We start from the raw sequence: 24,860 nt of genomic DNA, 5'->3' as shown, positions 1-24,860 counted from the left end.
TATGAGTAAAAGACTGGTTCGTATCTCTTCGACGCAGCTTTCTGCGCAGCTTCAATCCCTCGTGAAACAGGAAATTACAGCGGTCCTGAACAATGGCAAAACTTATTTCGGTACGCTTGCCAGCTTCAACGAAAACAGTCTGGTTATTGAAGATACCCGGAGCCACCCGCATACATTGGTAATTTCCGAACTCTATGAGGTTGTTTATGACGCCAATTCAGCGTTGAACATTAATTCGTAGCCGCTTGCCGGTTATATTTTCGTATTGTGAATATCATAAGTATATTCAGACATGCTTTCTAATTTACTTATCAAGAATTACGCACTGATCAAGCAACTGGAAATGTCGCCGGATCAGGGTTTAAATATAATAACCGGGGAAACCGGTGCGGGTAAATCCATTATGCTGGGCGCGATAGGCTTGTTGCTCGGTAACCGTGCCGATGTAAAATCGCTGTATGATTCTTCGGAAAAATGCGTCATTGAAGGAAGCTTTAATCTGACCGGCTACGATCTCGGGCCGAATTTTGAAGAGGAGAACCTCGATTTTGCAGATGAATGCATTATCCGCAGAGAGATTGCAGTTTCGGGCAAATCCCGGGCATTTATCAATGATACCCCCGTTAATCTTGAAACCTTAAAGAAAATCGGCGGTCAGTTGCTGGATATCCATTCACAACACGATTCGATTTTGCTGGGCAGCAATGATTTTCAGTTACAAGTCATTGATTCTTTTGCCACCAACTACAATCTTTTAAAAACCTACTCGAAGCATTACTCTGTATACCGCGACGCAGCTGCAAGACTTGACCAGCTTCAAAAGAAAGCCGGGCAGCTCAGGAAAGAGTTCGACTATGACCAATTTTTGTTTCAGGAACTCAATACTGCGAGCTTAAAGTCCGGCGAGCAGGAGAAGCTGGAAGAAGAGCTGACAATTCTTGAAAATGCAGTTGAAATAAAAGAGCGGCTGCAACTCGCATATACTTACCTTGATAATCCCGAGGCTTCGGTTCTGGATTTTCTCAAAAATACCATTGGTGCATTGGGCCAGGCTTCCAGATTGGTTGGCGGCTACGAAACGCTCCGGCAGCGTGCACAAAGTGCATTGATCGAACTACGTGACCTTGCCGACGAAATTGATCAGGTTAACAGTTCGGTTGAAGTTGATGCGGGAAGGAGTGAGGAGGTACAGGGAAGATTGGATCTGATCTATAATTTACTCAAAAAACATCAGGTATCGACAGTTGATGAGCTGCTCGCCATTGAAGCGGAGCTGCAAAACAAGCTCACTGTTGTACTGAACCTCGACGATGATCTGCAAGCTGCTGAAACCGCGACCAACCAAGCCAAGGAAGCAATGCTGAAAAGCGCAGCTAATCTGTCGGAGAGCCGGAAAAAAGTAGTGCCCGCTATCGAAAAGCTGATCCTTCAAAGGCTGGCTGAACTGGGTATTCCCAATGCAAACCTGTCAGTACAAATCGCGGAGACGGCACCCTCTCCTACAGGCACCAATGCAGTTACATTCCTGTTCAGCGGCAACAAAGGAATTACTCCGCAGGAACTCAGGCAGGTAGCCTCAGGCGGTGAATTCTCGCGGCTTATGATGGTAATTAAATACATACTTGCCGACAAACGCAAGCTTCCTACCATTATCTTTGACGAAATTGACACCGGCGTATCCGGCGAAATAGCCAAGCAAATGGGCAAAATGATGCAGAATATGGCTAAAAACCATCAGATCATCGCCATCACCCACTTGCACCAGATTGCCAGCAGCGGCGATGCACATTACTTTGTGTACAAAGACCACTCTTCAGACCGCACAGTGAGTAAAATCAAGAAACTGTCAATTGATGAGCGGGTGCAGGAAATCGCGCAGATGATCGGTGGGCATAATCCTTCCGAGGCTGTTTTGCTCAATGCACGGGAGTTGATTTTAAAAGGTTAAAAGTTCATCCAATTCCACGTAAAAATTACTCTCTTCATGAAACCAGTTTTCGCAATTACAATCATGATCGGCCTGCTGACCGGCTGTGCCAAGAAAGAAGAAGATAAAGTGGCCACACTGGAAAATGAAGTGCTGGCAATTCACGACGAAGTAATGCCGAAAATGGACAGCATTATGCTGCTTAAATCGAGGCTATCCAAGAAAATACAGGAAATTGATAGCCTGGGCAATGTGGGCGTGAGCAGCAATACCATGGCGGAGCAACGCATTAAGGCGGCGGATCTCAATCAAAAGTTGAATGAGTCGGATAAGCTGATGATGGACTGGATGCATGAGTACAGAGGCGATTCGGCTAAAAAGCTTAAACCGGAACAGGCAGTTCTGTACTTTGAAAGTCAAAGAGACAAAATCCTGCAGGTGAAACAGCTCACGCTGAAATCCATGCAAGAGGCCTCAACATTCTTACAGTAAGCATTTATGAAGTTTAATAAAAGTTACCCACTCAGCATTTCCCTCACCCTACTGCTTTCCTCGGCCGCATTATGGTCGTGCAATAACAATGATAAACTGCCCATCCTCGGTGAGCGCGACTGGACAACGAAGACGGTGAATGGAAAGGAAGTTGTGGATACGATCTACAATGTAATTCCGGCATTTTCTTTTGTAAACCAAAATGGCGAGACTGTCACGGAGAAAGCGGTCGAAAACAAAATTTACGTAGCCGACTTTTTCTTTACCACCTGTCCAACCATCTGTCCTGTCATGAAGCGACAGATGATCAAGGTTTATAACGAATACAAAGGGAATGAGGACGTGATGATCCTCTCCCACTCCATCGACCCTGAACACGATACGCCGGAGGTACTGAATAAATATGCCAAAGATCTCGGTGTAGAAGGCAAGCAATGGCAGTTTTTGACAGGTGACAAGGAGAAAATATTCAAGATCGGACAGACCAATTATATGGTTACTGTCGAGACAGACAGCGGCTCAGCCGGTGGTTTCCTGCATAGCGGCGCATTTATCCTGATCGATAAAGAAAAGCATGTGAGAGGAATGTACGACGGTACAACGGACGAAGGAGCCGAGCGCCTGATCAGGGATATTAAGAAATTAATGAAAGAGTACGAAAGTTGATACTGCTTTGAGAGTTCCTACGATCACCCGAATAGCTTTCCTGTTTTGCTGCATTGCCTTTTTATCGTGCAAAAACGAGGAAGAGCTTAAAACGGAGCAGTATTTTGTAGAAGGAATGCAGTTATATATGACGCATTGCTCGAACTGTCACCAGAGTACCGGTGAAGGATTATCCAATCTTTATCCACCAATCAAAGGCTCTGCTTTGCTAAAAGATAAAGCTTTCCTTTCCTGTATCATCAGAAATGGAATGGAAGGCACTATCCTGGTTAATGGAAAGGAATTCAATCGTCCTATGCCGGGAAACCCGAAATTGACAGATATTGAAATTGCTGAGATTGTAACCTTCGTGTCTGTGAAGTGGGGTAAAGACAGCGTTTATACGCCGATAACTTTTGTGGAAGAAGCATTGACAAAGTGCAAAGCCCGCTAAGGTCCGCTGAACTTATAGATCCCGGTTGCTTTTCTGAACTTGATCCGGGTAAAATCCTGCTCTGCATCCATTCCGATCGCATTGGTAACTTCTGAGGTCCTGTTGTTACGCACTGCAAGCGGCTTGTCCGTAAATACTTTCCTCGTACGCGGACTCCAGCTGAGCTCGGAAGTGGTCATAATCTCCTGTGTTTCGGATTTCACGACGCGCACATTTCCTTTTACAATGTAAACGTCTGCGGCCTTATCGTACCTCCCTGAATCTGATCGCAGACGGGTAATAACTCGGCTGAGTGTATCGTAGAAGCTGATATTAATCGTATCCGGGAAGATCTGATTATCATTTTGGAAGCGCTGCGATCGCGGCGTTTTCATCAGCACTTTGATCTTCCCCTGCTCACTGTACTTCACCTGCACCTCGTTAATGACTTCAACAGGTCCGGTATATAGCGCACCTACCTTATTCTTTTTGTCCTCGCAAGAGGAAAGCAAAACTCCCAGCAGGATTACGATGCAAAAGGGAGATAAGTGCTTCATTTGCTTTACGACAGCTTTGAAAGAAGTAAGCGCATCCATGGCATAGTTAGTCTAGTTTTTGTTTAACAAACCACCTCTCCAGTAATGTAATTCCAAGTACCGCGCGGGCATAACGTTCTTTGACCTGGCCTACTCCGGTATTTCCCCTCTGCCCGCCTATCAATGCGACTGAAAGGAAATTCTGGTAACCGCGGCCCATCGGGAATGTGAATCCGAGACTGATATTTGCATCATTTACATTCTTTCCGGCTACAACGTAAGGCGTATTGCCGTAACTGAAACCAAGTCGGTAACGCACCAGGTTGAAGTAGTTAAGAGAAGTAAAACGCGGCAGATATTCTGCACCCAAATGGATGCGGTTAACATCTCTGAGTGACTCACTCAAATTATTGAAATTGCGATACTGTGACCAAGACTGGCGGCTGTAATCAGCCGAAAGAATCAGCTTGAAAGGCCACTCCAGACTTGCGCCTACCTGGTATTGTTCAGGAATCGTCAAACTACCCGACTGATTGTTATCAAGGGTATCGGGCAATGTAAGCGGGAAAGAATTCTGCGTTAACTCGAAAGTAGTTGTATTCTCAGAATTCAGGCTCGTGCTGAAACTATATGCACCTCCAAGATTCAGGTTCAGCTTGTTTTCCTTTTTAATCGGGATCCTTACTGCCGCTCCCGCTCTGAAAGCAATGTCAGAATAGGTGGTTCTCTGATTTAAACTAACCAGGTAATTATTAGAAGCACTCTCACCCGGCATCACAAGAATTACGTCCGAAGATCTTCTGGCATTGCCGAAAAAGTAGCTGCTTTCAAGACCGACGCTGATATATTTATTGATCTGAACCGAGTTCGTGATAGAAGCCTTGTTTATACCACCCTTCCCTGAGGTAATATAAAGCGCCTCGGAAGCAGTTCCTATCACCGGCTTTGTGGCCTCATTCTGATAGTCAATAAAGCTGTAAGGTTTTAAATTAACTCCAATCACCCACCTTGGTTTAACAGGAAATGAAAGAGAAAGATAGGCAAGGTTGGCACCAAAGTTGGTCTGCTTGTCAGAACCGGCAGTGATATTCTTGTACTGCGTAACCAGCCCCACATCCAGTGTAGTAAAACGGTTGCGGACCCAGAGTGCCGGGTTTAAATTGTTGATCTGGAAACCACTTGCAGTACTTACCCCTGATTGTCCCATTCCCGAGTTGTCGGAGTATGCATCTCCGTAAAACTCACCGATTCCGAGTGACGAATAAGGCGAGTTACCAAGACCTTGCGCGTTGAGATTTGCACAACTCCATCCCAGTCCTAATGTTAATGTAAGTAGTAATATTTTACTGTATTGAGACATTATAAGTTAAAATTCTGTTCAAGCCTATTAAAACCAATTCCGGCACCGCAAAGATGGGCGGTTTCAGGCTACTTTCAAAAAAAGTAACATCGCCACCACACATTACTACGCGCAATGCGGGGAATTTGTGTCGGTATCTTTCAATTATTCCTTCAATTTCTGCGAGCACGCCATTCATCACGCCGCTGAGCATCGCATTTTTAGTACTTTTCCCGATTAGCTGCGGCTCCTTTTCCGGATCGATCAAGGGAAGTCTTTTGGTAAACGAATTCATCGCCTTGAATCGCATTTTAACACCAGGCGAAATAATGCCGCCCTGAAAAGCGGCGCGACGATCGACAAGATCGTACGTAATGCAGGTTCCCATATCTATCACCAACAGATCCTCACCCGGAAACAGGAAATTTGCACCGGCAGATGCAGCAATCCGGTCCGCACCCAAAGTTTCCGGCGTGTCATACTCCTTTGTAATCGGCAAAGGCAACCGGGGAGTAAGTGCCATAACCGGCGTGTCCAGCCGAAGAGCAGTTGTGAACTCTTCTTCGGTGTAGCTGACTGAGGAAAAAAGAATGTAATCCGGACTATCCCGCCGCACCGTATCAATCAATTCTTCGAAATTCAACCCCGTCGTATAGCGTAACAGTTTTTCCCTCTGGAACCAGCCGACTTTGGAATAAGTATTGCCTGAATCGATAACAATATTCATGTAAATGGGAAAAACAGCTGCGTAATTGAACCGCAACAAATATCCTGATTTTACGAGGTACCATCAAACAAATGCGGGAAACCGGCGTCTTAATTAAAGTTAAAACGGTCATTTTCTGACTAATGGGCAGTAGTAAACATTTTAAAGCTTATTTATTTGGAAATAAAAAAGATATTTTGCACCTTCGTCCATCTAAGTCAGTATCGACTTATAAATCCAGAATCCATCTATCGGTAGCTCCGTTCCCAACGTTACCTAGGTTTAAAAAATCTTGCCGATTTATTGTCAATACTTCCATTGTATCAAGTTGCAGAAATTCACCATTGATCCATTCAAGTTTTCCAGCTAGTAAGGTCATTAATTCCGGCTACTTCGATAAATTTTTATTTCAATATCAATGACCATCACACGGCTTTGGGTCGGGCCCAAATTTTATATCAATAACATTCAACTTATTATCCCATCGGTAAAGTCTTACTTTACTTTCCATTCTCTTTATGCCTACAATTGATGAATTGAACATTAAGCTTCTCTCGGAGCTTAAAGAAATAGCAGGTTCGCTCGGAATACCTGATCATACTAAACTCGCTAAAAAAGAACTTATTAACCGCATTCTCGCCAATCAGGAAAATGGAAGCGCTGCAACTCAGCCCGTTGTTTCCGAAGCCGTGGCAGAAGGCGACGACGAGCCTAAGAAGAAACGTGCACGTCGCCCGGCTGAACCTGTTCCGGTTGCTGTAAAACAAGGCGGTAACCGCCCTGGAAAAGGCAAAAAAGACAATGCAGGCAAATCGTCAGCTCCCCTTTTTGATAGCCCCAGACCGCAGGCGCAGCCCATATCAGAAGATCTTCCAAAGAATATTGATATTGCGGACGAAGCAGACGAAGATAACGATACATTGAATGATCTTGGAAGGGCAGAAATTGCTATTCCGGTCGAAACAGATCAGGTATCTGATACAGAAACACAGGAAGAACCCGCAGCAGCAGGCAATGATAACGGAAATGGAACTGCCCGGGAAGAAAGACCTGCCAGACAACAGCACGAAGGAGGAGAGCGCCAGGCGCAGCCACAACAACAGCGTGAAGATCCTTCATCCAAAATAAAACGCAATTACAATAACTACGTACGGGAATTTGACGGGTTGATTATCAATGAAGGTGTCCTCGAAATTATGCAGGATGGCGGATATGGTTTTCTAAGGTCGGCAGACTACAACTACCTGGCTAGTCCCGATGATATATATGTATCTCCTTCTCAAATCAAACTTTTTGGTCTCAAAACGGGCGATACTGTGAAAGGGCAGATCCGTCCACCGAAAGAAGGCGAGAAGTATTTTGCATTGCTTCGCGTGGAAACTGTAAATGGTAAAACAACCGAGGAAATCAGGGACCGTATTCCTTTTGAATACCTGACCCCATTGTTCCCCGACGAGTGCCTCAAACTCAGCTCCCGCCCTGATCAATATTCAACACGTATCCTTGATCTTTTTGCACCGATCGGAAAAGGCCAGCGTGGAATGATCGTAGCGCAGCCCAAAACTGGTAAAACTGTCCTGTTGAAGGAAGTAGCGAATGCAATTACACGCAACCACCCCGAAGTATTCCTGTTAATCCTGCTGATCGACGAACGCCCTGAGGAGGTTACTGATATGCAGCGCAGCGTTCGTGCCGAAGTGATTGCGTCTACATTTGATGAGCAGGCAGATCGTCACGTGAAAGTGGCGAGCATTGTTTTGGAAAAAGCGAAAAGAATGGTTGAATGCGGTCACGACGTCGTGATTTTGCTTGACTCCATTACGCGTCTCGCGCGTGCTTACAATACCGTGGTACCTTCGTCCGGTAAAATCCTTTCAGGTGGTGTGGATGCAAATGCATTGCACAAACCGAAACGGTTCTTTGGAGCGGCGAGAAACGTCGAAAACGGCGGCTCTCTGACGATCATCGCTACTGCGCTGATCGATACAGGTTCTAAAATGGACGAAGTTATTTTTGAAGAGTTTAAAGGTACCGGTAACATGGAATTGCAACTGGACCGCAAACTTTCAAACAAACGCGTATTCCCTGCGATCGATGTAATGGCTTCCGGTACACGTCGCGAAGACTTGCTGCTTGATAAGGAAACATTGAAGAAAGTGTGGATCCTGCGCAAGCACATGTCGGATATGAATGCAATGGAGTCAATGGACTTCCTACTCGAACACATGAAAGGGACACGGAACAACGAAGAGTTCCTTATTTCTATGAACCGATAATTAAGAGAAAGCCTGGACTTCACCGTTCAGGCTTTTTTCATTCCTCCTGTTTACCTGAATGGAAAAAACTTTTACCCGCCGATTTAGCATTCCATGACTTACAACACAAATCAGCCTATCGCAACAAGCGCTACCAGAACAGTCTACCCAACCACCAGCCCGAACACTGAACCCGACAACCTGAAATTGATTGATGGTATCGGACCAAAGATCGAGGAATTGTTTAATAAAGAAGGCATATACACTTACGAGCAGCTGGCCGAGGCTTCGGTAATCAGAATGGCAGGTATCCTGAAAAAAGCAGGACCCAGGTTCCAGATCCAAAATCCTTCTTCCTGGCCAAAACAGGCTGCTTTTGCCCGCGACCATAAATGGGAGGAACTTGCTCAGCTAAAACTCAGCCTGATGGCAGGCAAAGTCTAGTAACAGAAATCCAATCCATTTTGCCATAAAAAAACCCGCCGTACAGCGGGTTTTTACTTTTATCAAAATAGCTATAATCAATGCGTTAAAGCGTCGTAACAGTGCGCTGAATGAATTGTGTCAGATCATTTCCGGAGAGCATTCCCTGCGACAACAGAGCCAGATCATAAACCTGCTTAGCCAACGCTTTTTGTGCATTCTCGTCTTCCGTTTGCAGGATACGTCCGATAATCGGGTGGTTCGAGTTCAATGAAACTGTATACATCAGTGGCATATCTCCGAACATCGACCGCTGACCTGAACTAGCCTGCATATCTGTCATGCGGCGCATAAATTCAGGGAATGTGATTACCACAGGCAGCTCGTCAACCGGCATTGCCTCCACCTGTACATTGGCAGTTTTGCTACCGGTAACTTCCTCAAAAATTTTCTTAGCTTTTTCCTGATCATCAGTTGAAAGAATGCTTTCAAGCTTCACATCTTTTTCAACCAGCTTGTCAAGCGTATCCGCATCCACGCGCTTCACATTAACCTTTTCAAGCTTTTGCTCCAAAGTATTGATAAAGTGTGAATCGATTACGCTGGTCAGCGCAAGTACATCGTAGCTGCGTTTTTTGGCAGACTGGATAAATGCATCCTGCTTTTTCTCGTCAGTAGTGTAAAGCCAGATCTGGTTTTCGTTCTTATCGGTCTGGTTTTCACCTACGTGCTGGCGGTACTCTTCAAAAGTGAAGAATTTACCATCTGTATTTTTCAGCAGACAGAAATCTTTGGCCTTTTCGTAGAATTTATCGTCGCTGATAATACCGTATTTCACAAACAAACCGATATCGTCAAACTTCTTCTCAAATCCTTCGCGGTCGTTTTTGAAGATTTCCAGCAGCTTATCCGCCACTTTGCGGGTGATATATCCATTGATTTTCTTCACATTTCCGTCCGCCTGAAGGTAGCTTCTGGATACGTTCAAAGGAATGTCCGGAGAGTCGATCACCCCGTGCAGCAATTGCAGGAAGTCGGGAACAATGTCTTTTACTTCATCAGTAATGAACACCTGGCGGCTGTAAAGCTGGATTTTCTCACGTTGTCCCTGAAAATCGCTTCTCAACTTCGGGAAGTAAAGAACGCCGGTCAGATTGAATGGATAGTCTACATTCAAATGGATCCAGAAAAGCGGGTCCTCGCTGAAAGGATACAGCTCCTTGTAAAATGCGAGGTAATCTTCATCCGTCAGGTCCGACGGGCTCTTAGTCCAGATCGGACTTGGATTATTGATTATCTTTTCTTCAAACTCAATTTCGATTGGAAGGAACTTGCCGTATTTTTCGAGTATCCCGCGCAGACGGTGTTCATCAAGGAATTCTTCCGAATCGGGCGCTATGTGCAGGATGATATCCGATCCGCGTTCTGCCTTTTCTGCGGGTGAAAGTTCAAACTCTGTCGAACCGTCGCATTGCCAGCGAACTGCCTCCGCGCCTTCTTTATAGGATTTGGTCAGGATCTCAACGTTTTCAGCAACCATATAAGCGGAGTAAAATCCGAGACCGAAGTGCCCGATGATACCCTTGTCACCTTTTCCGTCTTCCCCTTTATCCTTGTATTTCTCAACAAACTCGGTTGCTCCCGAGAATGCGATCTGATTGATGTACTTTTTAATTTCGTCGGCTGTCATACCAATACCATTATCGCTAATAGTAATTGTTTTCGCCTCCTTGTCCAGTTTCACAACAACCTTCAATTCGCCCAGCTCTCCATTAAACTCGCCGTACGAAGCCAGCTTTTTGATCTTCTGGGAAGCGTCGACTGCATTGGAAACTAATTCGCGTAAAAATATTTCGTGGTCCGAATAAAGGAATTTTTTGATAATCGGAAAGATATTCTCGGTGTGAATGCTAAGATTTCCTTTTTCCTGAATCACTGATTCCATAGTCTGTTTTTTAGTTATTTATTTTAACAATTTGTTTTTCGGCTGTCGCAATACCCGGATCAAATATGCGTTCCAAATACAATCAAAACACACTTTGGCTGACACATTGTCAGTTAACGCATTGTTGAAAGCCCGCTAGTGAACGGTTGGTATGTGAAAGGCTTTTTTCTTAATATTGCGAGTGTAAGCAACCCAGCTAAAATCTCAAACCTGTTCCATACGAACACCAATATTTAACATGAATCTGATTAAAAAAGCAATTGCAGGTGCATTTTTCCTTTGCACGATTTCGGCTTGTACCACCATGAATTCGGTGCCGCTATCTAACTACACGGTATTTACAGAAGATTTACGCCGCGATCTGGAATCAGCCAATATCCCATTGGAAAAAGTGCAGTTTTTTAATGACAAGGCGATCAATATCAGAAGAGAAGTGTCTGATCCAAATGACATTAAAGTAAATCCGGAAGGTCAGATCACGATGAGCAATGGAAAAAGCATTCAGACAATCAATGTACTTCCTTTCACACCAGGTGTTGCATTGGGCTCTGACAGCGGGACGATCCATGTTTCCTGGGACGATACGCAGCAGGATACCAAAGGAATGAAGTTCAACCTGAGTGGCCAAAACTACTTTCTGGACGTTTTACCTAACAATAAATTCGATTACAAAGAGCGTACATTCGATCTGCAAAACGGAAACGGAACGCGATTATTTGTAAAGAAAGACCTTTTGAAGCAAGTGAAAAATCAGCGGGAAACGCTGAAAGGACGGAAAGTAGGTCAATAAAATATTCCTGAGAAAGTGAAGGCCGGCAAATTGCCGGCCTTTTTTGTTATTCGTCAGTTCAGGTTAAAATACTGGCTTTTATCTTTCAGGGCGGGCTTTTCAATTATTTTGGAGTCGTAAAACAATGCGAGTATCATCAGCCCGATCACCAATGCCAGCCCGATTTGCAGCGAAGTGATTACCCCGAAACTGGCCATATTGCTTTTGGATTCCTTCATCAGATCTTTACCGACATTCGACTGGATATCGGTCAGTTCATTCAGGCTTGTTACCGCCTCCCTGAACTTCAATGCGCCATGCTGGGCAAATATCCGTTTCCCCTCCTCCACATCACCAGCCGCACAAAGCGACAGAATCCGCGCTTCCAGCATCGCGTACCGATTGTTTTGGTCACGGAATGCAGACAGGCTTTTTGCTTCCTCTTCCACCAGGTACGTTTTTTCAAACAGGTGTAAAAGCGAATCAATGCTCTTATCGTAAGATTTCAGCTGCTTTTCCACCTTGGCGGAAACAGCAGCGCCATTGCTGAAAAGGTGATTTTCAAGTGCTAACCGCTTGCTATACAGATTTTCAGTAATGTAAATAATGGTAGTAGCCGGAATAAGGCGATCATTGTAAATAGAAGCAGATGAATGACCGATCCCCTCTACATTATGCTGCGACAGCATCGTACCCAGAATGATCACCAGCATAATCCCTGCCAGCAAGCACATTGCCCGCAATTTCCGTTGAATTAAAAAAGTCCATTTCATAACATGCAGGTTGACCCGGTCGCTCCTCTCTCTTTCTATATCAAAAATGCTAAATTATCTTGTCAAAATAACGTATTACTTAGGCGCTTTCATATTTTTAGAAGGTATCAAAATAAAGAACCGGCGCGCAGCCAGCACACCGGTTCTCTCAAAAGTAATTAACTATCCCTTATTTCTGGTCGCCTCCGCCGATTACATCCGTGTTATTGACTGATTTAGTTTTGCGTTTAGGCGCATCAAAACGCATTTTCCCGATCGCGTAATTGAATGTAATCTTGAAATTGCGATTATAAAGCTGCGTTTGAGAGCTCTGGTTGAATTGAGGAGAAGTCAGGTCAGAAGTAAACCGCACTCCTTTGGTCATGAAATTTTCAGCTGCAAAACCAACACTTCCCTTTTTGTTAGCAAGATCCTTTTTGAAGCCCAGCGAATACATATAAAATCCGGTGCGTGTTCCCTGCAGCTGGATTTCTTTGCCGCGGTAAAATCCGAAAGCTTGTACTCCCCAACCCTGGCGAAGCTGAATTTGTGACATTAACCTGCCGCCATAATTGAATCCCGAGTTGCTGGCCTGCTCCGAAAGTCCATCCAGGTTGGTAGTTTGTCCTTCCAGGTAAGTATGCAGAATATCGAGACTTCCATTCAAAGTCCATTTGGGAGTGAGATAAACGTTTGCAAACACATTCATTCCATAAGCCCGCTGCTTTCCGATGTTCTCAAATGTTGTCACTATCGCCCCTTGCAAGGTATCCACGGCCATTCTTACCTGTGTGATCGAATTGTTGGTCTGTCTGGCGAATGCAGAAACATTCAGGTATGTTTTCTTGATGTTGGTGCTTAATGCGAGTTCAAAATTATCCGTCAGTTCCGGGTTCAATGCAGGGTTACCTGTGCTGATACTTTGCGGATTGGAAAGATTCACGTTCGGGTTCAGCTGTTGAATACCCGGGCGCTGGATCCGGCGGTTATAAGCAGCTTTCAAAGTCGTACTTCCCGAAAGCGCTTTGGAAACATTGATACTCGGCACCAAGTTACCATAGTTCGGGATTGCTACTTCGCCTGCACTGCCCAGGTCAGCCTTGATACCTGTGAATTCATAGCGCGTACCTACCTTGAAGGTGTATTTTTGCTTTGTGGTGAGTGTGTAAGATAAGTAGCCAGCACCTACATTCTGCCTGTAATTCAATGTACCTGACGGACTGGTCGGGCTTAGTACAAAGTCTCCTGACAGAATGGAGACCAGGTACCGAAAGTCGCTGTCCACAGTCCTGAAAATGCCTTTTGCACCAAATTCAATAAGCTGATTTTTACCTATCGGAGTCTGGTAATCAGTCTGTAATGTAAACTCAGAATTATGGTTCTTATTCTCGTTTTTCAGCGAACTGTTCACAGTATTCTCGTCCACCAGTATATCAGTATTGAAGTTATTTGTCAATCCCGTGCGGCTGTAAAGAGTTGAAATGCTCCATTCCTGCTGAGGCTTGAATGTGCGGATATAGTCGATGTTAAAATCTACGGTACCCGATAGATCCTTCCGATCCACCTTCCGCTGGGAGGTAAGATTAAGCAAATCGTTTTCAAACTGATTAATGGTCAGGTTTTGTTTTTGAATAAAATTCCGCGTTCCATAACGCAGCCCGGCCGAAAGCGCCTGGTTCTTACCCAGATCGTAATCCCATCCCAGTGAATATTGCCCAAACAATCCGCGGTCTTTCGCATCGGAACTTTGCTTGGTCAGAAAAGAAGTTTCTCTTGAAAACGTAGTCTGATCCAGCAAAGAAGTGGCTTTGTTGTAAAATGCGCGGCCGAATCCTCCAAGGGTAAAACCCATTTTTCCTTTGCGGTAACTGCCATTCAAACCCAGGTTAGTACCCCGGTTACCTACCCCGGAATCGATATTGAGCGTCAAACCTTGCAGGTTGTTTTTCTTAGTAACGATATTAATGATCCCGCCCGATCCTTCCGCATCGTACTTGGCAGAAGGCGAAGTGATCACTTCCACAGTCTTGATCATATCTGCCGGGATCTGCTTTAATGCATCGGCCACATTGCTGGCGATGATCGTTGAAGGTTTGTTATTGATCAATACACGAATATTGGAACTCCCACGCAGCGACACGTTTCCGTCCAGGTCAACGGACAGCATAGGAACCTTCCGCAAAAGGTCAGCTGCGTCACCACCTTTGGAGGTAATATCTTTTTCTGCATTGAAAACGAGCCGGTCTACCCTTTCTTCCACGAGCGATTTCTCGCCGGTAATGGTCACTTCCTGCAAATTCTGAATGCTCGAAGCCAGCTGAATGGAACCGAGCTCGATATCCCTGCCCTTTTCTACTTTAATGTTGTCAATTGTTCTGTCTTTGAACCCGATGAACGAAATCAGCAGCTTGTAAGTCCCCGGTGCTATTTTCGCAATCGTAAACTTGCCGTTTTCATCCGCAGTAGTACCGTCGATCGCCTTGTTTTCTGCGGCACTGAATAATGCAATGCTGGCAAATTCTACACCTTTCGCTGCTGCTGAATCCAGTACAATTCCGGAAATCTTCGAATTGCCTTTTGCAGGACTTTCTACAACGTTCTGCGAAGCTCCTGCCGGCACCTGCGCATTTGCATTCTGACACCAAATAGCCGCTACCAGGATCAGCAAGGCGTTTTTTAAAATGAGGAGCAATGTGTTTTTCATGATTTTAAAACTTTGATAAAAAGAGGGGGCAGTTCACCTGTCCTGACTTAAATACAATTCCTGATACAAAAGAAAAATATTGTATCCACTTCCAAAGTGATAATAGACAGCCGGGCTGTTTTCATCTTCCAATTGCCGCTTTTGTCCGTTACGACAAGTACGAGCGGCACGCCGGCCTTGGAGAATGTGAAGCAGAGCTGGTATAATTTTGGTAAAGTGAGCTCTCAGGACAAGTTATTACCACTACTTACCCGTTTGTAGTTTATTTTTAGCCATAAAATTGGTTTTAGCTTCCCATTTTTCCGCGACTAAACGCTCTTCTGTTCATGAATGATGTTGCAATCGACTTTTCAAAAGTCCACCAAGTCCAGGTCTTCGGTATTACCATTCTGGAACCTTCCACTGTGTTATCGAGCCTTGCGATGACGGTTATTTGCCTCTATGCATTTTTCCACCTAAACAAGCTGGGGAGAGCGCATCGTATGTATAAACAAATCCAGTATTTCTTCCTTTTTATGGCAATTGCAACCGCAATCGGCGGTGTGTTGGGTCATGGATTTTTATACCTCACCGGACAGCGAGGTAAAATTCCCGGCTGGTTTGCCAGCATGATCGCTGTGGCGTTGTTTGAACGCGCCGCGATCTGGCACATCAAGCCGCTGCTAAACAAGCGAAATGGACAATATCTGGGCTGGCTGAACTACGTGGAGCTAACAATTTTCTTCGTGCTGACCTTCGTAACATTGAACTTCATCGTCGTTGAAGTTCACGCATTCTACGGATTGTTCCTGATGCTGTTCCTGATTGAAATATATGTTTACAAGAAGCGCAAGGATCCGGGTAGCGTTAATATTTTCATTGCAACACTCTGGGGCGCAATTGCAGCCGGGTTACACGCATTGAAATTCAGCTTCGGGCCGTGGTTCAACTATAATGATATCAGTCACATTGCTATGGCAACTTCCATTTGGTACTACTACAAAGGAGCCCGCCAAATGACATATTATGGGGATGAAATGATTGTTCCTGAGAAGGTGATACAGGAGGAAGAGTGACACTTCGACTGCGCTCAGCGTGACAGGTCTTCGGCTCCGCTCAGACTGACAAGGTACGTAGGCTGCGCTCAGTGTGACAAAGGAGGAAAGGGAGGATGGAGGAAGGGGTAAAATAAAACGAAGGGGGTGTTCATTTGGACACCCCTTCGCATTTAAATCCATTGTCCCTGTCCTCCTTCCTCCTTTCTCCCTTACTTATTGGGTTGCGGCGTGTAGCGCAGGTATGGTTTCACGATGTTGAGACCTTTTGTAAATTTCTTCTCTGCATCTTCTGTGCTCACAGCGGGAACTACGATCACATCTTCTCCGTCTTTCCAGTCTGCCGGTGTTGCTACCGAGTAGTTTGCTGTCAGCTGCAGTGAATCAATTACGCGCAGGATTTCATTGAAATTACGTCCGGTAGATGCCGGGTAAGTCAATGTCAGTTTGATTTTTTTGTCAGGTCCGATCACGAATACAGAGCGCACAGTAGACTTTTCGCTTGCATTCGGGTGGATCATATCATATAGCTGAGCTACTTTCCGTCCTTCGTCTGCGATGATCGGGAAATTAACTTCTGTGTCATTTACTTCATTGATATCGGGTATCCAGCGGTTGTGTGAATCGATATCATCTACGCTCACTGCCAGTACTTTTACATTGCGTTTCTGGAACTCCCCTTGCAATAGAGCGGTTTTGCCAAGCTCTGTTGTGCAAACAGGCGTAAAATCCGCCGGGTGAGAAAACAGCAAGCCCCAGCTTTCGCCAAGCCATTCATGGAATTTAATTGGTCCCTGTGTAGTGTTTGCCTCGAAATCAGGGGCAATATCTCCAAGTCTGAGTGACATATGTTTATATATTTAAGTGAAACAAATTTAATCTACCAATGTTGTAGAGTTTAACACAAAATTAAAGAAATAGTTTCATTTGAAATCAAATGCAGGAGAATTCCTTTAACATCAAAAAACACCTCAGAAAAGCTGCATTGCGGCCATTCCCATACATTTAACCTGATTTTAAGGCGCCTTTAACTGCGTTTTAATTGCGGGTAAGCTCCTTTGGATAAAGAAAAGAAGCGTACACTTCTAATCAGCCGGGGACAATGCAGACGCCAACTACCACTATACTGGATGCGACCAGCTCGTTTGACGAGCAGGAGGTACTGCATGAATTGAGACGCTTTCTGCCAGCTCACCTGCCTTTGACTGATTTTGTGTATCAAAATCCATTATCCGGTTTCCAAAATTTACATTTTCATGACGGTCTGCGCCACGCTTCTGAAATCCTCGGCTACCAGGTTTCACTTGCGCCGGAGGCTTACCGTGCTTTATACAATGCAAGGAAAGTAGCGCCAGAGCGACTGGAAAAAGTACTTCTCGAACAGAACGGCGGTGATGATACGTCTGAATGGAGAGAGCGGGTTTTGTTTAAAAAATACACTGGCAAATCTTATCCGCGGATCGGCGCATTGCGGGCTACCTGGAAGAAGACTTGTCGCATTGACCTGGATAGCCTCGTCCACCCTACTCTTTTCAGAATATTGAGTGGGTACCTCGATCAGGGAGTTGCGATCTGGAAATTCCCTGTACACGAAAACGGGTTCCTTGCTTCAATCCGGGAAATGGAGAAAAACAGTTTCGCTAGTATTTTCAAAACCAGCCGCGCGCGGAACCTGCTGGTTTATACCCAATGTGATATCCCTTACCTGCTCGACTTGCTGGTGGGAAATGAGCAGCTTTTTAAACAATACCTGTTCGACCAGCAATTTGCACATCCGGGATGGTCGGGGCTTGTGTCCACCCTGGAAGCGCAACTGGCAGTACTGCTTGGCGGTGCCGCCATTTCGCTGCACGATCTGATTGCATTTGAGCTGCTGCTTGAAATTGACGCACTCGACAAGCATTATGGAGAAAACTGGGCACCGCTCGCGGAAAGGATCAGTGAACCTCCGGTTGATCTCTTTGCCAGAGTGCCCGTAACTGAACTCAGCCGGGTAACAACGGTTTGGCAGGAGGCTTTTGAATGGAGCTACTACGACCAGGTACTCGCTTCCATCCAAACCCGGCAGCCAGACGAAAAAAGCCCCGATACCAAAAGCTTTCAGGCAATATGCTGCTCCGACAGCCCGGAAAGTACCTTCCGCAGCTCCCTGGAACAGTTTGATGCAGAATGCGAAACATTCAGCACGCCTGGCTTTTTTGGTGTTGAGTTCTTTTATCAAAAGGCGCATTCGAAACTTTATGCCAAATGCGCTCCGGCAGGAACTTCCCCAAAACACCTGATTAAAGAGAATGCACCCGAACAAAACATTGTGGGTCAGATATATCCAACTGGGCAATCACATTCATTTTTACCAAAGCAAGAGAACTCGTTTTACAATGGTTTAAAACTGATAACGGGAAAAATCAGGCGCATTTTTAAATGGACTAAGCCGGAATCCCGCACCCACGAGAGTAGGCATTTGTCGGGATTGACCGTAGAAAACAAAAGTCTGACCGACCGTGAAAGTGGACTGCAGGTCGGGTTTACGGTGCAAGAAATGGCAGGCCAGGTTGAAACGCTTTTGCGTAGTATCGGACTTACGGGCGCATTTGCACCGGTTATATATGTTACCGGCCACACTTCCGGTGCGCAGGAACTTTATCAGGCGGCTCACAATTGTGCCTTTTGTTCCGGCAACACGGGCGCGCTCAATGCAAGGGTATTAAGTGCAATGGCCAATCACGCAGGCGTTCGCGCGATCCTGCATATACGGGGCATTATCATTCCGCCGGCTACCCAGTTCATTGCAGCACTGCACGATACTGCTTCCGACGTGCTTACCTTTTATGATCTGGACGCATTGTCGCCACGCAATCGTGAGGCGCACAGCAGCAATGCAGAGACGTTTGAGAAAGCACTTGACCCTGCTGCAAAACATCAATTTCACAAACCCGGCATTCGTAATGCCGGCTATTTAAGTTCGGAGCCTTCAATTACGCAGCAGATCATTGCAAATCACGCAGGTAATACAGTTTGTGTGATAGGCAGAGCGTTTTTAACTCAAAATAACGGGTTTAAATGGCCTGCATACCTGAGCTCCTATGATTCTACCACTGATCCCGGTAGCATTTCATTGCTGAACATCCTGAAAGTGCTGGTACCAGTTTGCGCAGGAACCAACCTCACTTACTTCTTCTCGAAGCTGGACAATAAGCAACTCGGTGCAGGAAACAGGCCGGAATGGCATGCAATGGGACTTTTGGGAGTTGCAAACCGGAGTAATGGAGATTTGCGGCACGGATTACCCGCGCAAATGGTAGAAGATCACGAACCGATCAGGTTGCTTTTCATCATTGAGCAGGAGCCTCAGCTGGTATTGAGTACGATTAAAAAGCTGGGCGAACATTATGAATGGTTTTACAACGAATGGGTGCATCTGGTTGCCTTGAACCCGGTTGACCAACAATTTTATGTTTTTAGGGAAGGTAATTTTCAACCTTACAAATCGTACAGCCAAATCTTCCCGGGCTAAATACTACCTGGCAGCCGCATTTACTTCAATATGATTGCATTCATTTCAAATCACGTTTTCGTCCGGGTACTCATGGGATTGACAGGGCTCACAGCGGCATTGATTTCAACAGGCATTTCCCTGGTACAACCCTCTGTGAGGAAGCAGGTGGCTTACGCTTTCGTCGCGCAGCTCGGATTGGTACTGATCGAAATGGCGGCCGGCTTGCAGGTGCTCGCTATGGTACATTTAACCGGTAACGCATTGCTGCGGATTTACCAGCTGGATGCATTGCCTCATACGCTCGGCAGTCTGGCAAGTGAGCACCGGAAAAAGTGGGCCGATGCAGCTTATAAACCCAACTCATTTCAAAAGAAGCTCTTTTTTACATTATATATATTGTGCATGAAAAAATGGAATTTAATGGCGACGCGGATTACCGCCCGCTGAAAAGCATTGTGGTTCATTCCACAATTAGCCTGTTCGTTTAAGTTTTTAGGAAACCATCTTGTTCGTGAAATGAGATGGTTTTTTGTTTAATTTGGTTAATCAGGATACATCTGGTTCCGATTAAAGAAAACTATGGCCGTGAAGCTGCCCGTTTACCTCGATAACAATGCTACTACTCCCATGGACCCGCGGGTTTTGGAAGAAATGCTGCCCTACTTTTGCGAAAAGTTTGGCAATGCAGCTAGCAGAACGCATTCATACGGCTGGGAAGCAGAGGAGGCTGTCGATATTGCGCGTGAGCAGGTAGCTGCATTGATTGGCGCTCATCCCAATGAAATCGTGTTCACGTCGGGTGCCACGGAAGCTGTTAACCTCGCAATAAAAGGTGTACTGGAAGCCGACGAGCGGCCACACCAGCATATTATCACCGTTTCCACCGAGCATAAAGCAGTATTGGATACTTGCGGGCACGTGGAAAACAATGCGGTACATGTTACTTATCTGCCGGTTGAGAGTGACGGAACCATCGATCTGCAATTATTGCAAAAGTCGATCACGGCCAGTACCGTCATGATTTGCATCATGTATGCCAATAATGAAACTGGGGTTGTGCATCCGATCAGGGAAATCGCGGCGATTGCCAGGCAGCACCACATACTTCTGCTCACAGATGCGACGCAGGCAGTTGGCAAAATCCCGGTGAATGTTCAGGAAGATGGTATCGATTTGCTTGCTTTCAGTGCGCACAAAATGTATGGACCCAAAGGAATGGGCGCATTGTACGTGCGCAAGAAGAACCCGGCGGTTATGCTCACAGCCCAGATCGACGGCGGCGGACATGAGCGGAACATGCGCAGCGGTACCCTGAATGTACCCGGCATTGTCGGCTTTGGTAAAGCTTGCGAGCTGTGCATGGAAGAAATGAGCGCGGAATCAGTGCGGCTGGCGAAGCTGCGCGACCGGTTTGAAACAGAACTCACTGCAATCGGCCGCATTCACATCAACGGAAATACGGAATCCCGCCTGCCGCATACTACCCATATTGCATTTGAAGGAATTGACGGCGAAAGGCTGATATTCGAAGCCGGGAGCGATGTTGCATTCTCCCGCAGCTCTGCCTGTTCCTCAGCCACTTTGCAGCCGAGCTACGTACTGAAAGCAATGGGATTATCCGACGAAACAATCCACAATTCCTTCCGTTTCAGTTTCGGGCGATTTTCGACGGAAGAAGATGTTGCGCATAGTGTGAAGGTATTATCATCAATTGTAAAAGCGCACCGCAGTGAAAGAGATCAGTGAAATTATCAAATCGTACGAACAGGCTATTTCCACCGGTAAAAAAATGGCGCTCGCCACCGTAGTGCATGTGGAAGGCTCCTCTTACCGCCGGCCGGGCGCGCGCATGCTCGTTACCGATGACGGACAACTTACAGGTGCAATCAGCGGAGGCTGCCTTGAAGGCGATGCGCTTAGAAAAGCGCTCCTGGCCATTTCACAGCAGAAAAACAAGCTTGTAACCTACGACACAACAGACGAAAATGACACAACACTTGGCGTACAGCTCGGATGCAATGGCATCGTCCATATTTTGTTTGAACCCATTCAGCCCGCACAGCCCGACAATCCTGTTGAGTTACTGAAAAAGGTTGTGACGAAAAGACAGCATGCCGTCGCCATTACATTGTTTTCCCTGAACTCGCGCAACGGCGTGCAGCCGGGTACCTGCTTTTTGCATTTGCAAGATGATAACCTGGTAATCAATAAAGGCGAAGACCTGCTCGCCTCCACGATCCTGATGGAGGAGTCAGTCAATGCCTATCAGCTCGGCGATTCGTTTTTCAAGAATTTTAATCTGCAAAACCAGGAAGTAACCGGTTTCGTGGAGTACTTCAATCCCCCACCCGCGCTGATCATCGCAGGTGCTGGCAACGATACCATTCCGCTGGTCGAAATGGCCGCCGTGCTGGGCTGGGAAGTTACTGTTGCTGACGGTCGCGCGGGACACGCTACCAAACAGCGCTTTCCGAAAGCAAACCGGGTGGTTGTCGCAAAAGCGGAGGATCTACTGACCCACGTACCTACCGACAGCAGGACATTCTTTCTGCTTATGACTCATAATTACAATTATGACCTTTCGCTTTTAAAATCCCTCGTTCTGAAAGACCAGTTCAGGTATATCGGTGCGCTCGGGCCTAAAAAGAAGCTGAACCGGATGTTTGACGAGCTCCTGAAAGAAGGCATTGAAGTCAGCGAATTGCAGAGATCCCGCATTTACGGACCAGTTGGAATGGATATCGGTGCGGAAACTTCGGAAGAAATCGCATTGTCGGTACTTGCCGAAATCAAGGCGGTTTTGAATGATAAATCCGGCAGCTCGCTGAGGGAAAAGAAAGAGCCGATCCACAACCGTGCACAGAAAACAATGGAGTACAGCAAGGAGGAAAAAGATGAATTTCTTTGTGCGATTCAAACTGCGCATCCATAATGGAAGAAACTCCAAACCGGTATGCAGTGATTATCCTGGCAGCGGGCAATTCTTCCAGGCTGGGCGAGCCTAAGCAGCTGCTGGAATACCGGAACAAAACCCTCATCCGACACATTGCCGAAACTGCAACGGAAGTAGCGGGCGAAAGCGTAATCGTTGTGACGGGCTCCGCGGCCGCGTTGGTTGAGAACCAGCTGGCGGGACTTCCCTGTCGGACTGCATTCAACCCGCTTTGGCAGGAAGGAATGGCTTCTTCCATTGTGAAAGGTATCACGGTGGCAAAAGAGTGCTTTCCCGACACTGCCGGCTGCATTCTTACCGTGAGCGACCAACCCTTCGTTACTGCCGAAATCCTGCTGGCTCTTATCGATAAAGCCGACGCGGGTGCAGCAATTGTGGCCGCCTATTACGAGGGTACCATCGGCACTCCGGTCTTATTTAAAAAATCATATTTCGATCAGCTGCTGCAACTAAAAGGTAGCGAAGGTGCGAAAAAGCTGATTCTACTACATGGCAGTGAGGTAGCCGCTCTTTCGTTCCCGCTCGGCTCAGTTGATATCGACACCCAGGAAGATTACCGCAGGCTGCTCCGTAACACCTAGCAACCCCATTGAAGTTTTATTGATAAAAAAAATTTTCAGCTGATCTGCTGAAAAACGAATCCGCTTTTCTACATTTACAGTGTACTATTTACCTAGAACACTAAAACAATATAAACTATGATCCACCTTGACGGCATTTCCTTTGGATATAGTAAACATCACAAGCTGTTCGAAGACCTTTCTTTAAATCTCAACTCCGGTCACATTTATGGATTGCTGGGAAAGAATGGCGCGGGAAAATCCAGTTTGCTGAGAAATATGGCAGGATTACTTTTTCCACTTCAGGGGAAGATCACTGTGGCTGGCTATGAACCCCGGAAACGACAACCAGCTTTCCTGCAGGACGTGTTTTTCATTCCCGAAGAAATTTATCTACCCTCCGTAACGATCGAAAAATATCTGGATATGCTCGCGCCATTCTACCCCAGGTTTGACGAGAAACAATTCAGAGGTTACATTACCGAACTGGACATTCCTGAGAAAAACAAGCTGACAGGTATGTCATACGGCCAGCGAAAAAAAGTGCTGATCGCCTTCGCACTTGCCGCCAATACGCGGGTATTGATCATGGATGAACCTACAAACGGGCTGGATATTCCGTCCAAAAGTCAGTTCAGGCGACTTGTATCGTCGGTGCTGGACAAAGACAGGCTGATACTCATATCCACACACCAGGTACGCGACCTGGACAATCTTATTGACTCCATTATCATTCTGGAAAACAGCCAGATCCTCTTACAGCACAGTCTCGACGTTGTTACCGAGCGGCTGTGTTTCGGGACATTAAGTTCTGTTGAAATGGACAGTCGCGTACTTTACTCAGAACCGTCCCTACGCGGTTATAGAGCAGTATTTGAAAACTCTGATCAGGAAGATAGCCGGGTTGATCTTGAACAGCTGTTTAATGCAGTGATGGAAAATCCTGCGCGCATCAGATCCATTTTCTCCTGAGCTCATGAAACAACTACTAATCATGTTCCTTGTTGTGCTCATTTTCCTGATCCAACACCTCATGCCATCTGTTTTTCCAGGCCAATATTAACAATCACCTTATGAATCAGACATTCGATATTCACCGCTTTACATTGGTACTTAAGCTGGACCTGGCGGAAAAAGGCAGGAATATGCTGCTGTTAGCAATACTCCTGATCTTCGCTTTGTTGCTGATGCTGCTGCCTATCACCATGTACCGCGAGCCGAGCGGGCTGCGGGAGGCACTACATTACCTGGCCTTATTCGTGGTACTGCTTTTCGGAGGCAGCTTTTATTCCAGCAACGCGCTTACGCAGTATTCCTCACCACAAACCTGTATTGCCGCATTAATGGTACCGGCTTCAAAATTTGAAAAGTATTTGAGTGCATTCGTTTTGAATATCATCTTCATCGTTCCATTCCTGCTCCTTTTCCTCAAACTTCATCATTACACCATTGATATCGGTAATTCGAAGATTCCGGCGGGAGGGTACAAATACAGTTACATCCAATCCGAGCCACTGCAATATTTTTATTTCAGCTACTTCATTCTGCATTCCATTGTTTTCCTGGGATCCATTTATTTCCCAAAGGCCTCTTATATCAAAACGGCGATCTTTATTCTAATCCTTGTTTTTACTCTTTTCTTCTTTAATACAGCAGTTGCAAGCTACTTTACGGGCTTCCCGACAAAAATTGTTGCGTTCCCCCTGACCGGCTGGAAAATCTGGGAGGGCGATAATGTGTATATGATCCGTGACGGACATACCAAATTTTACAATGTGCTTTTTCCGCCGGCTGCTATTTACATATTGCAGGCATTTGCTGCTATTGTGGCACTCAGTTTCTGGTTCATTGCTTACCTGCGTCTTAAAGAGAAGGAAATTTAACCTACGCT

The 24,860-nt window shown here is 45.9% G+C and carries 23 protein-coding genes; 16 read left to right on the top strand and 7 right to left on the bottom strand.

The window, feature by feature from the left end:
• Position 1 precedes the first annotated feature (1 nt).
• The 5 genes from ASG33_RS07020 to ASG33_RS07000 are packed head-to-tail and all read left to right on the top strand — an operon-like array spanning position 2 to position 3,518.
• Complete coding sequence (locus tag ASG33_RS07020) at positions 2 to 241, top strand: hypothetical protein (protein ID WP_056281766.1); 240 nt, start codon at positions 2 to 4, stop codon at positions 239 to 241.
• A gap of 51 nt (positions 242 to 292) precedes the next feature.
• Positions 293 to 1,948 (top strand): DNA repair protein RecN, encoded by a 1,656-nt coding sequence (recN, locus tag ASG33_RS07015; protein WP_056281762.1) that lies wholly within the window; start codon positions 293 to 295, stop codon positions 1,946 to 1,948.
• Between the two features lie 36 nt (positions 1,949 to 1,984).
• Complete coding sequence (locus tag ASG33_RS07010; protein WP_056281758.1) at positions 1,985 to 2,419, top strand: hypothetical protein; 435 nt, start codon at positions 1,985 to 1,987, stop codon at positions 2,417 to 2,419.
• A gap of 6 nt (positions 2,420 to 2,425) precedes the next feature.
• Complete coding sequence (locus ASG33_RS07005) at positions 2,426 to 3,085, top strand: SCO family protein (RefSeq protein WP_056281755.1); 660 nt, start codon at positions 2,426 to 2,428, stop codon at positions 3,083 to 3,085.
• A 7-nt stretch (positions 3,086 to 3,092) separates the two neighbouring features.
• The gene (locus tag ASG33_RS07000; protein ID WP_056281751.1) at positions 3,093 to 3,518 is read left to right on the top strand and encodes a cytochrome c; all 426 of its coding nucleotides are present in this window, start codon (positions 3,093 to 3,095) and stop codon (positions 3,516 to 3,518) included.
• Here ASG33_RS07000 and lptC read toward each other — a convergent pair.
• The 3 genes from lptC to ASG33_RS06985 are packed head-to-tail and all read right to left on the bottom strand — an operon-like array spanning position 3,515 to position 6,099.
• Positions 3,515 to 4,093 carry an LPS export ABC transporter periplasmic protein LptC gene (lptC, locus tag ASG33_RS06995; protein WP_229238582.1) on the bottom strand — a complete coding sequence of 193 codons (579 nt, stop codon included), beginning with the start codon at positions 4,091 to 4,093 and terminating at the stop codon, positions 3,515 to 3,517. The two genes, ASG33_RS07000 and lptC, sit on opposite strands and share 4 nt — an antisense overlap.
• Positions 4,094 to 4,100: 7 nt before the next feature.
• Positions 4,101 to 5,393: a hypothetical protein gene (locus ASG33_RS06990; protein WP_229238581.1), complete on the bottom strand. Its 1,293-nt coding sequence runs from the start codon at positions 5,391 to 5,393 to the stop codon at positions 4,101 to 4,103.
• Entirely contained in the window at positions 5,377 to 6,099 is a 723-nt protein-coding gene (locus ASG33_RS06985; RefSeq protein ID WP_056283403.1) for a type III pantothenate kinase, read from the bottom strand. The genes ASG33_RS06990 and ASG33_RS06985 overlap by 17 nt, the downstream gene beginning before the upstream one ends.
• 497 nt (positions 6,100 to 6,596) lie before the next feature.
• On the opposite strand from ASG33_RS06985, the gene rho reads away from it, so the two are divergent.
• Positions 6,597 to 8,354 (top strand): transcription termination factor Rho, encoded by a 1,758-nt coding sequence (gene rho / locus ASG33_RS06980; RefSeq protein WP_056281748.1) that lies wholly within the window; start codon positions 6,597 to 6,599, stop codon positions 8,352 to 8,354.
• A 93-nt stretch (positions 8,355 to 8,447) separates the two neighbouring features.
• A complete protein-coding gene (locus ASG33_RS06975) occupies positions 8,448 to 8,777 on the top strand; it encodes a hypothetical protein (protein ID WP_056281745.1) in 330 nt (109 codons plus the stop codon).
• A gap of 85 nt (positions 8,778 to 8,862) precedes the next feature.
• Here ASG33_RS06975 and htpG read toward each other — a convergent pair whose 3' ends face one another.
• On the bottom strand, positions 8,863 to 10,701 hold the full coding sequence (gene htpG, locus ASG33_RS06970) for a molecular chaperone HtpG (RefSeq protein ID WP_056281741.1): 1,839 nt from the start codon (positions 10,699 to 10,701) through the stop codon (positions 8,863 to 8,865).
• Positions 10,702 to 10,939: 238 nt separating this feature from the next.
• On the opposite strand from htpG, the gene ASG33_RS06965 reads away from it, so the two are divergent.
• The gene (locus tag ASG33_RS06965) at positions 10,940 to 11,491 is read left to right on the top strand and encodes a hypothetical protein (RefSeq protein WP_056281738.1); all 552 of its coding nucleotides are present in this window, start codon (positions 10,940 to 10,942) and stop codon (positions 11,489 to 11,491) included.
• A gap of 53 nt (positions 11,492 to 11,544) precedes the next feature.
• On the opposite strand, the gene ASG33_RS06960 is transcribed toward ASG33_RS06965, so the two are convergent.
• Together ASG33_RS06960 and ASG33_RS06955 are read right to left on the bottom strand one after the other, a co-directional pair.
• Positions 11,545 to 12,243, bottom strand: coding sequence for an MCP four helix bundle domain-containing protein (locus ASG33_RS06960; RefSeq protein ID WP_056281733.1), 699 nt, complete (start codon positions 12,241 to 12,243; stop codon positions 11,545 to 11,547).
• A gap of 169 nt (positions 12,244 to 12,412) precedes the next feature.
• Positions 12,413 to 14,926 (bottom strand): TonB-dependent receptor domain-containing protein, encoded by a 2,514-nt coding sequence (locus ASG33_RS06955; RefSeq protein ID WP_082489092.1) that lies wholly within the window; start codon positions 14,924 to 14,926, stop codon positions 12,413 to 12,415.
• A 326-nt stretch (positions 14,927 to 15,252) separates the two neighbouring features.
• Here ASG33_RS06955 and ASG33_RS06950 point away from each other — a divergent pair, with 326 nt between their 5' ends.
• Positions 15,253 to 15,981, top strand: a complete 729-nt coding sequence (locus ASG33_RS06950; protein ID WP_056281729.1) for a DUF6962 family protein — start codon at positions 15,253 to 15,255, stop codon at positions 15,979 to 15,981.
• Between the two features lie 191 nt (positions 15,982 to 16,172).
• Here ASG33_RS06950 and ASG33_RS06945 read toward each other — a convergent pair whose 3' ends face one another.
• Entirely contained in the window at positions 16,173 to 16,808 is a 636-nt protein-coding gene (locus ASG33_RS06945) for a peroxiredoxin (RefSeq protein ID WP_056281726.1), read from the bottom strand.
• Between the two features lie 254 nt (positions 16,809 to 17,062).
• Between ASG33_RS06945 and ASG33_RS06940 the strand changes: the two genes are divergently transcribed.
• The 7 genes from ASG33_RS06940 (at position 17,063) to ASG33_RS06910 (ending at position 24,852) form a co-directional block, all read left to right on the top strand.
• Positions 17,063 to 19,474 carry a putative inorganic carbon transporter subunit DabA gene (locus ASG33_RS06940; RefSeq protein WP_056281724.1) on the top strand — a complete coding sequence of 804 codons (2,412 nt, stop codon included), beginning with the start codon at positions 17,063 to 17,065 and terminating at the stop codon, positions 19,472 to 19,474.
• Positions 19,475 to 19,504: 30 nt separating this feature from the next.
• Positions 19,505 to 19,903 carry a proton-conducting transporter membrane subunit gene (locus tag ASG33_RS06935; RefSeq protein WP_056281721.1) on the top strand — a complete coding sequence of 133 codons (399 nt, stop codon included), beginning with the start codon at positions 19,505 to 19,507 and terminating at the stop codon, positions 19,901 to 19,903.
• Positions 19,904 to 20,041: 138 nt separating this feature from the next.
• On the top strand, positions 20,042 to 21,202 hold the full coding sequence (locus ASG33_RS06930) for a cysteine desulfurase family protein (RefSeq protein WP_056283397.1): 1,161 nt from the start codon (positions 20,042 to 20,044) through the stop codon (positions 21,200 to 21,202).
• The gene (locus ASG33_RS06925) at positions 21,186 to 22,388 is read left to right on the top strand and encodes an XdhC family protein (RefSeq protein WP_056281718.1); all 1,203 of its coding nucleotides are present in this window, start codon (positions 21,186 to 21,188) and stop codon (positions 22,386 to 22,388) included. The genes ASG33_RS06930 and ASG33_RS06925 overlap by 17 nt, the downstream gene beginning before the upstream one ends.
• Positions 22,388 to 22,990 carry an NTP transferase domain-containing protein gene (locus ASG33_RS06920; protein WP_056281715.1) on the top strand — a complete coding sequence of 201 codons (603 nt, stop codon included), beginning with the start codon at positions 22,388 to 22,390 and terminating at the stop codon, positions 22,988 to 22,990. Before ASG33_RS06925 ends, ASG33_RS06920 begins: the two co-directional genes overlap by 1 nt.
• 117 nt (positions 22,991 to 23,107) lie before the next feature.
• Positions 23,108 to 23,941, top strand: a complete 834-nt coding sequence (locus tag ASG33_RS06915) for an ATP-binding cassette domain-containing protein (RefSeq protein WP_056281711.1) — start codon at positions 23,108 to 23,110, stop codon at positions 23,939 to 23,941.
• 101 nt (positions 23,942 to 24,042) lie between these two features.
• Positions 24,043 to 24,852: a hypothetical protein gene (locus tag ASG33_RS06910; protein ID WP_056281707.1), complete on the top strand. Its 810-nt coding sequence runs from the start codon at positions 24,043 to 24,045 to the stop codon at positions 24,850 to 24,852.
• Positions 24,853 to 24,860 lie beyond the last annotated feature (8 nt).

It is taken from the genome of Dyadobacter sp. Leaf189 (assembly GCF_001424405.1).
Lineage (GTDB): Bacteria > Bacteroidota > Bacteroidia > Cytophagales > Spirosomataceae > Dyadobacter.
Note: the sequence above shows the minus strand (reverse complement) of the source record. Positions and strands in the feature narration are given on the sequence as shown.

Coding starts and splice junctions, on each gene's coding strand:
- ASG33_RS07020 (WP_056281766.1), top strand. CDS start 2: ATGAGTAAAAGACTGGTTCGTATCTCTTCGACGCAGCTTTCTGCGCAG.
- recN (WP_056281762.1), top strand. CDS start 293: ATGCTTTCTAATTTACTTATCAAGAATTACGCACTGATCAAGCAACTG.
- ASG33_RS07010 (WP_056281758.1), top strand. CDS start 1,985: ATGAAACCAGTTTTCGCAATTACAATCATGATCGGCCTGCTGACCGGC.
- ASG33_RS07005 (WP_056281755.1), top strand. CDS start 2,426: ATGAAGTTTAATAAAAGTTACCCACTCAGCATTTCCCTCACCCTACTG.
- lptC (WP_229238582.1), bottom strand. CDS start 4,093: ATGGATGCGCTTACTTCTTTCAAAGCTGTCGTAAAGCAAATGAAGCAC.
- ASG33_RS06990 (WP_229238581.1), bottom strand. CDS start 5,393: ATGTCTCAATACAGTAAAATATTACTACTTACATTAACATTAGGACTG.
- ASG33_RS06985 (WP_056283403.1), bottom strand. CDS start 6,099: ATGAATATTGTTATCGATTCAGGCAATACTTATTCCAAAGTCGGCTGG.
- rho (WP_056281748.1), top strand. CDS start 6,597: ATGCCTACAATTGATGAATTGAACATTAAGCTTCTCTCGGAGCTTAAA.
- ASG33_RS06975 (WP_056281745.1), top strand. CDS start 8,448: ATGACTTACAACACAAATCAGCCTATCGCAACAAGCGCTACCAGAACA.
- htpG (WP_056281741.1), bottom strand. CDS start 10,701: ATGGAATCAGTGATTCAGGAAAAAGGAAATCTTAGCATTCACACCGAG.
- ASG33_RS06965 (WP_056281738.1), top strand. CDS start 10,940: ATGAATCTGATTAAAAAAGCAATTGCAGGTGCATTTTTCCTTTGCACG.
- ASG33_RS06960 (WP_056281733.1), bottom strand. CDS start 12,243: ATGAAATGGACTTTTTTAATTCAACGGAAATTGCGGGCAATGTGCTTG.
- ASG33_RS06955 (WP_082489092.1), bottom strand. CDS start 14,926: ATGAAAAACACATTGCTCCTCATTTTAAAAAACGCCTTGCTGATCCTG.
- ASG33_RS06950 (WP_056281729.1), top strand. CDS start 15,253: ATGAATGATGTTGCAATCGACTTTTCAAAAGTCCACCAAGTCCAGGTC.
- ASG33_RS06945 (WP_056281726.1), bottom strand. CDS start 16,808: ATGTCACTCAGACTTGGAGATATTGCCCCTGATTTCGAGGCAAACACT.
- ASG33_RS06940 (WP_056281724.1), top strand. CDS start 17,063: ATGCAGACGCCAACTACCACTATACTGGATGCGACCAGCTCGTTTGAC.
- ASG33_RS06935 (WP_056281721.1), top strand. CDS start 19,505: ATGATTGCATTCATTTCAAATCACGTTTTCGTCCGGGTACTCATGGGA.
- ASG33_RS06920 (WP_056281715.1), top strand. CDS start 22,388: ATGGAAGAAACTCCAAACCGGTATGCAGTGATTATCCTGGCAGCGGGC.
- ASG33_RS06915 (WP_056281711.1), top strand. CDS start 23,108: ATGATCCACCTTGACGGCATTTCCTTTGGATATAGTAAACATCACAAG.
- ASG33_RS06910 (WP_056281707.1), top strand. CDS start 24,043: ATGAATCAGACATTCGATATTCACCGCTTTACATTGGTACTTAAGCTG.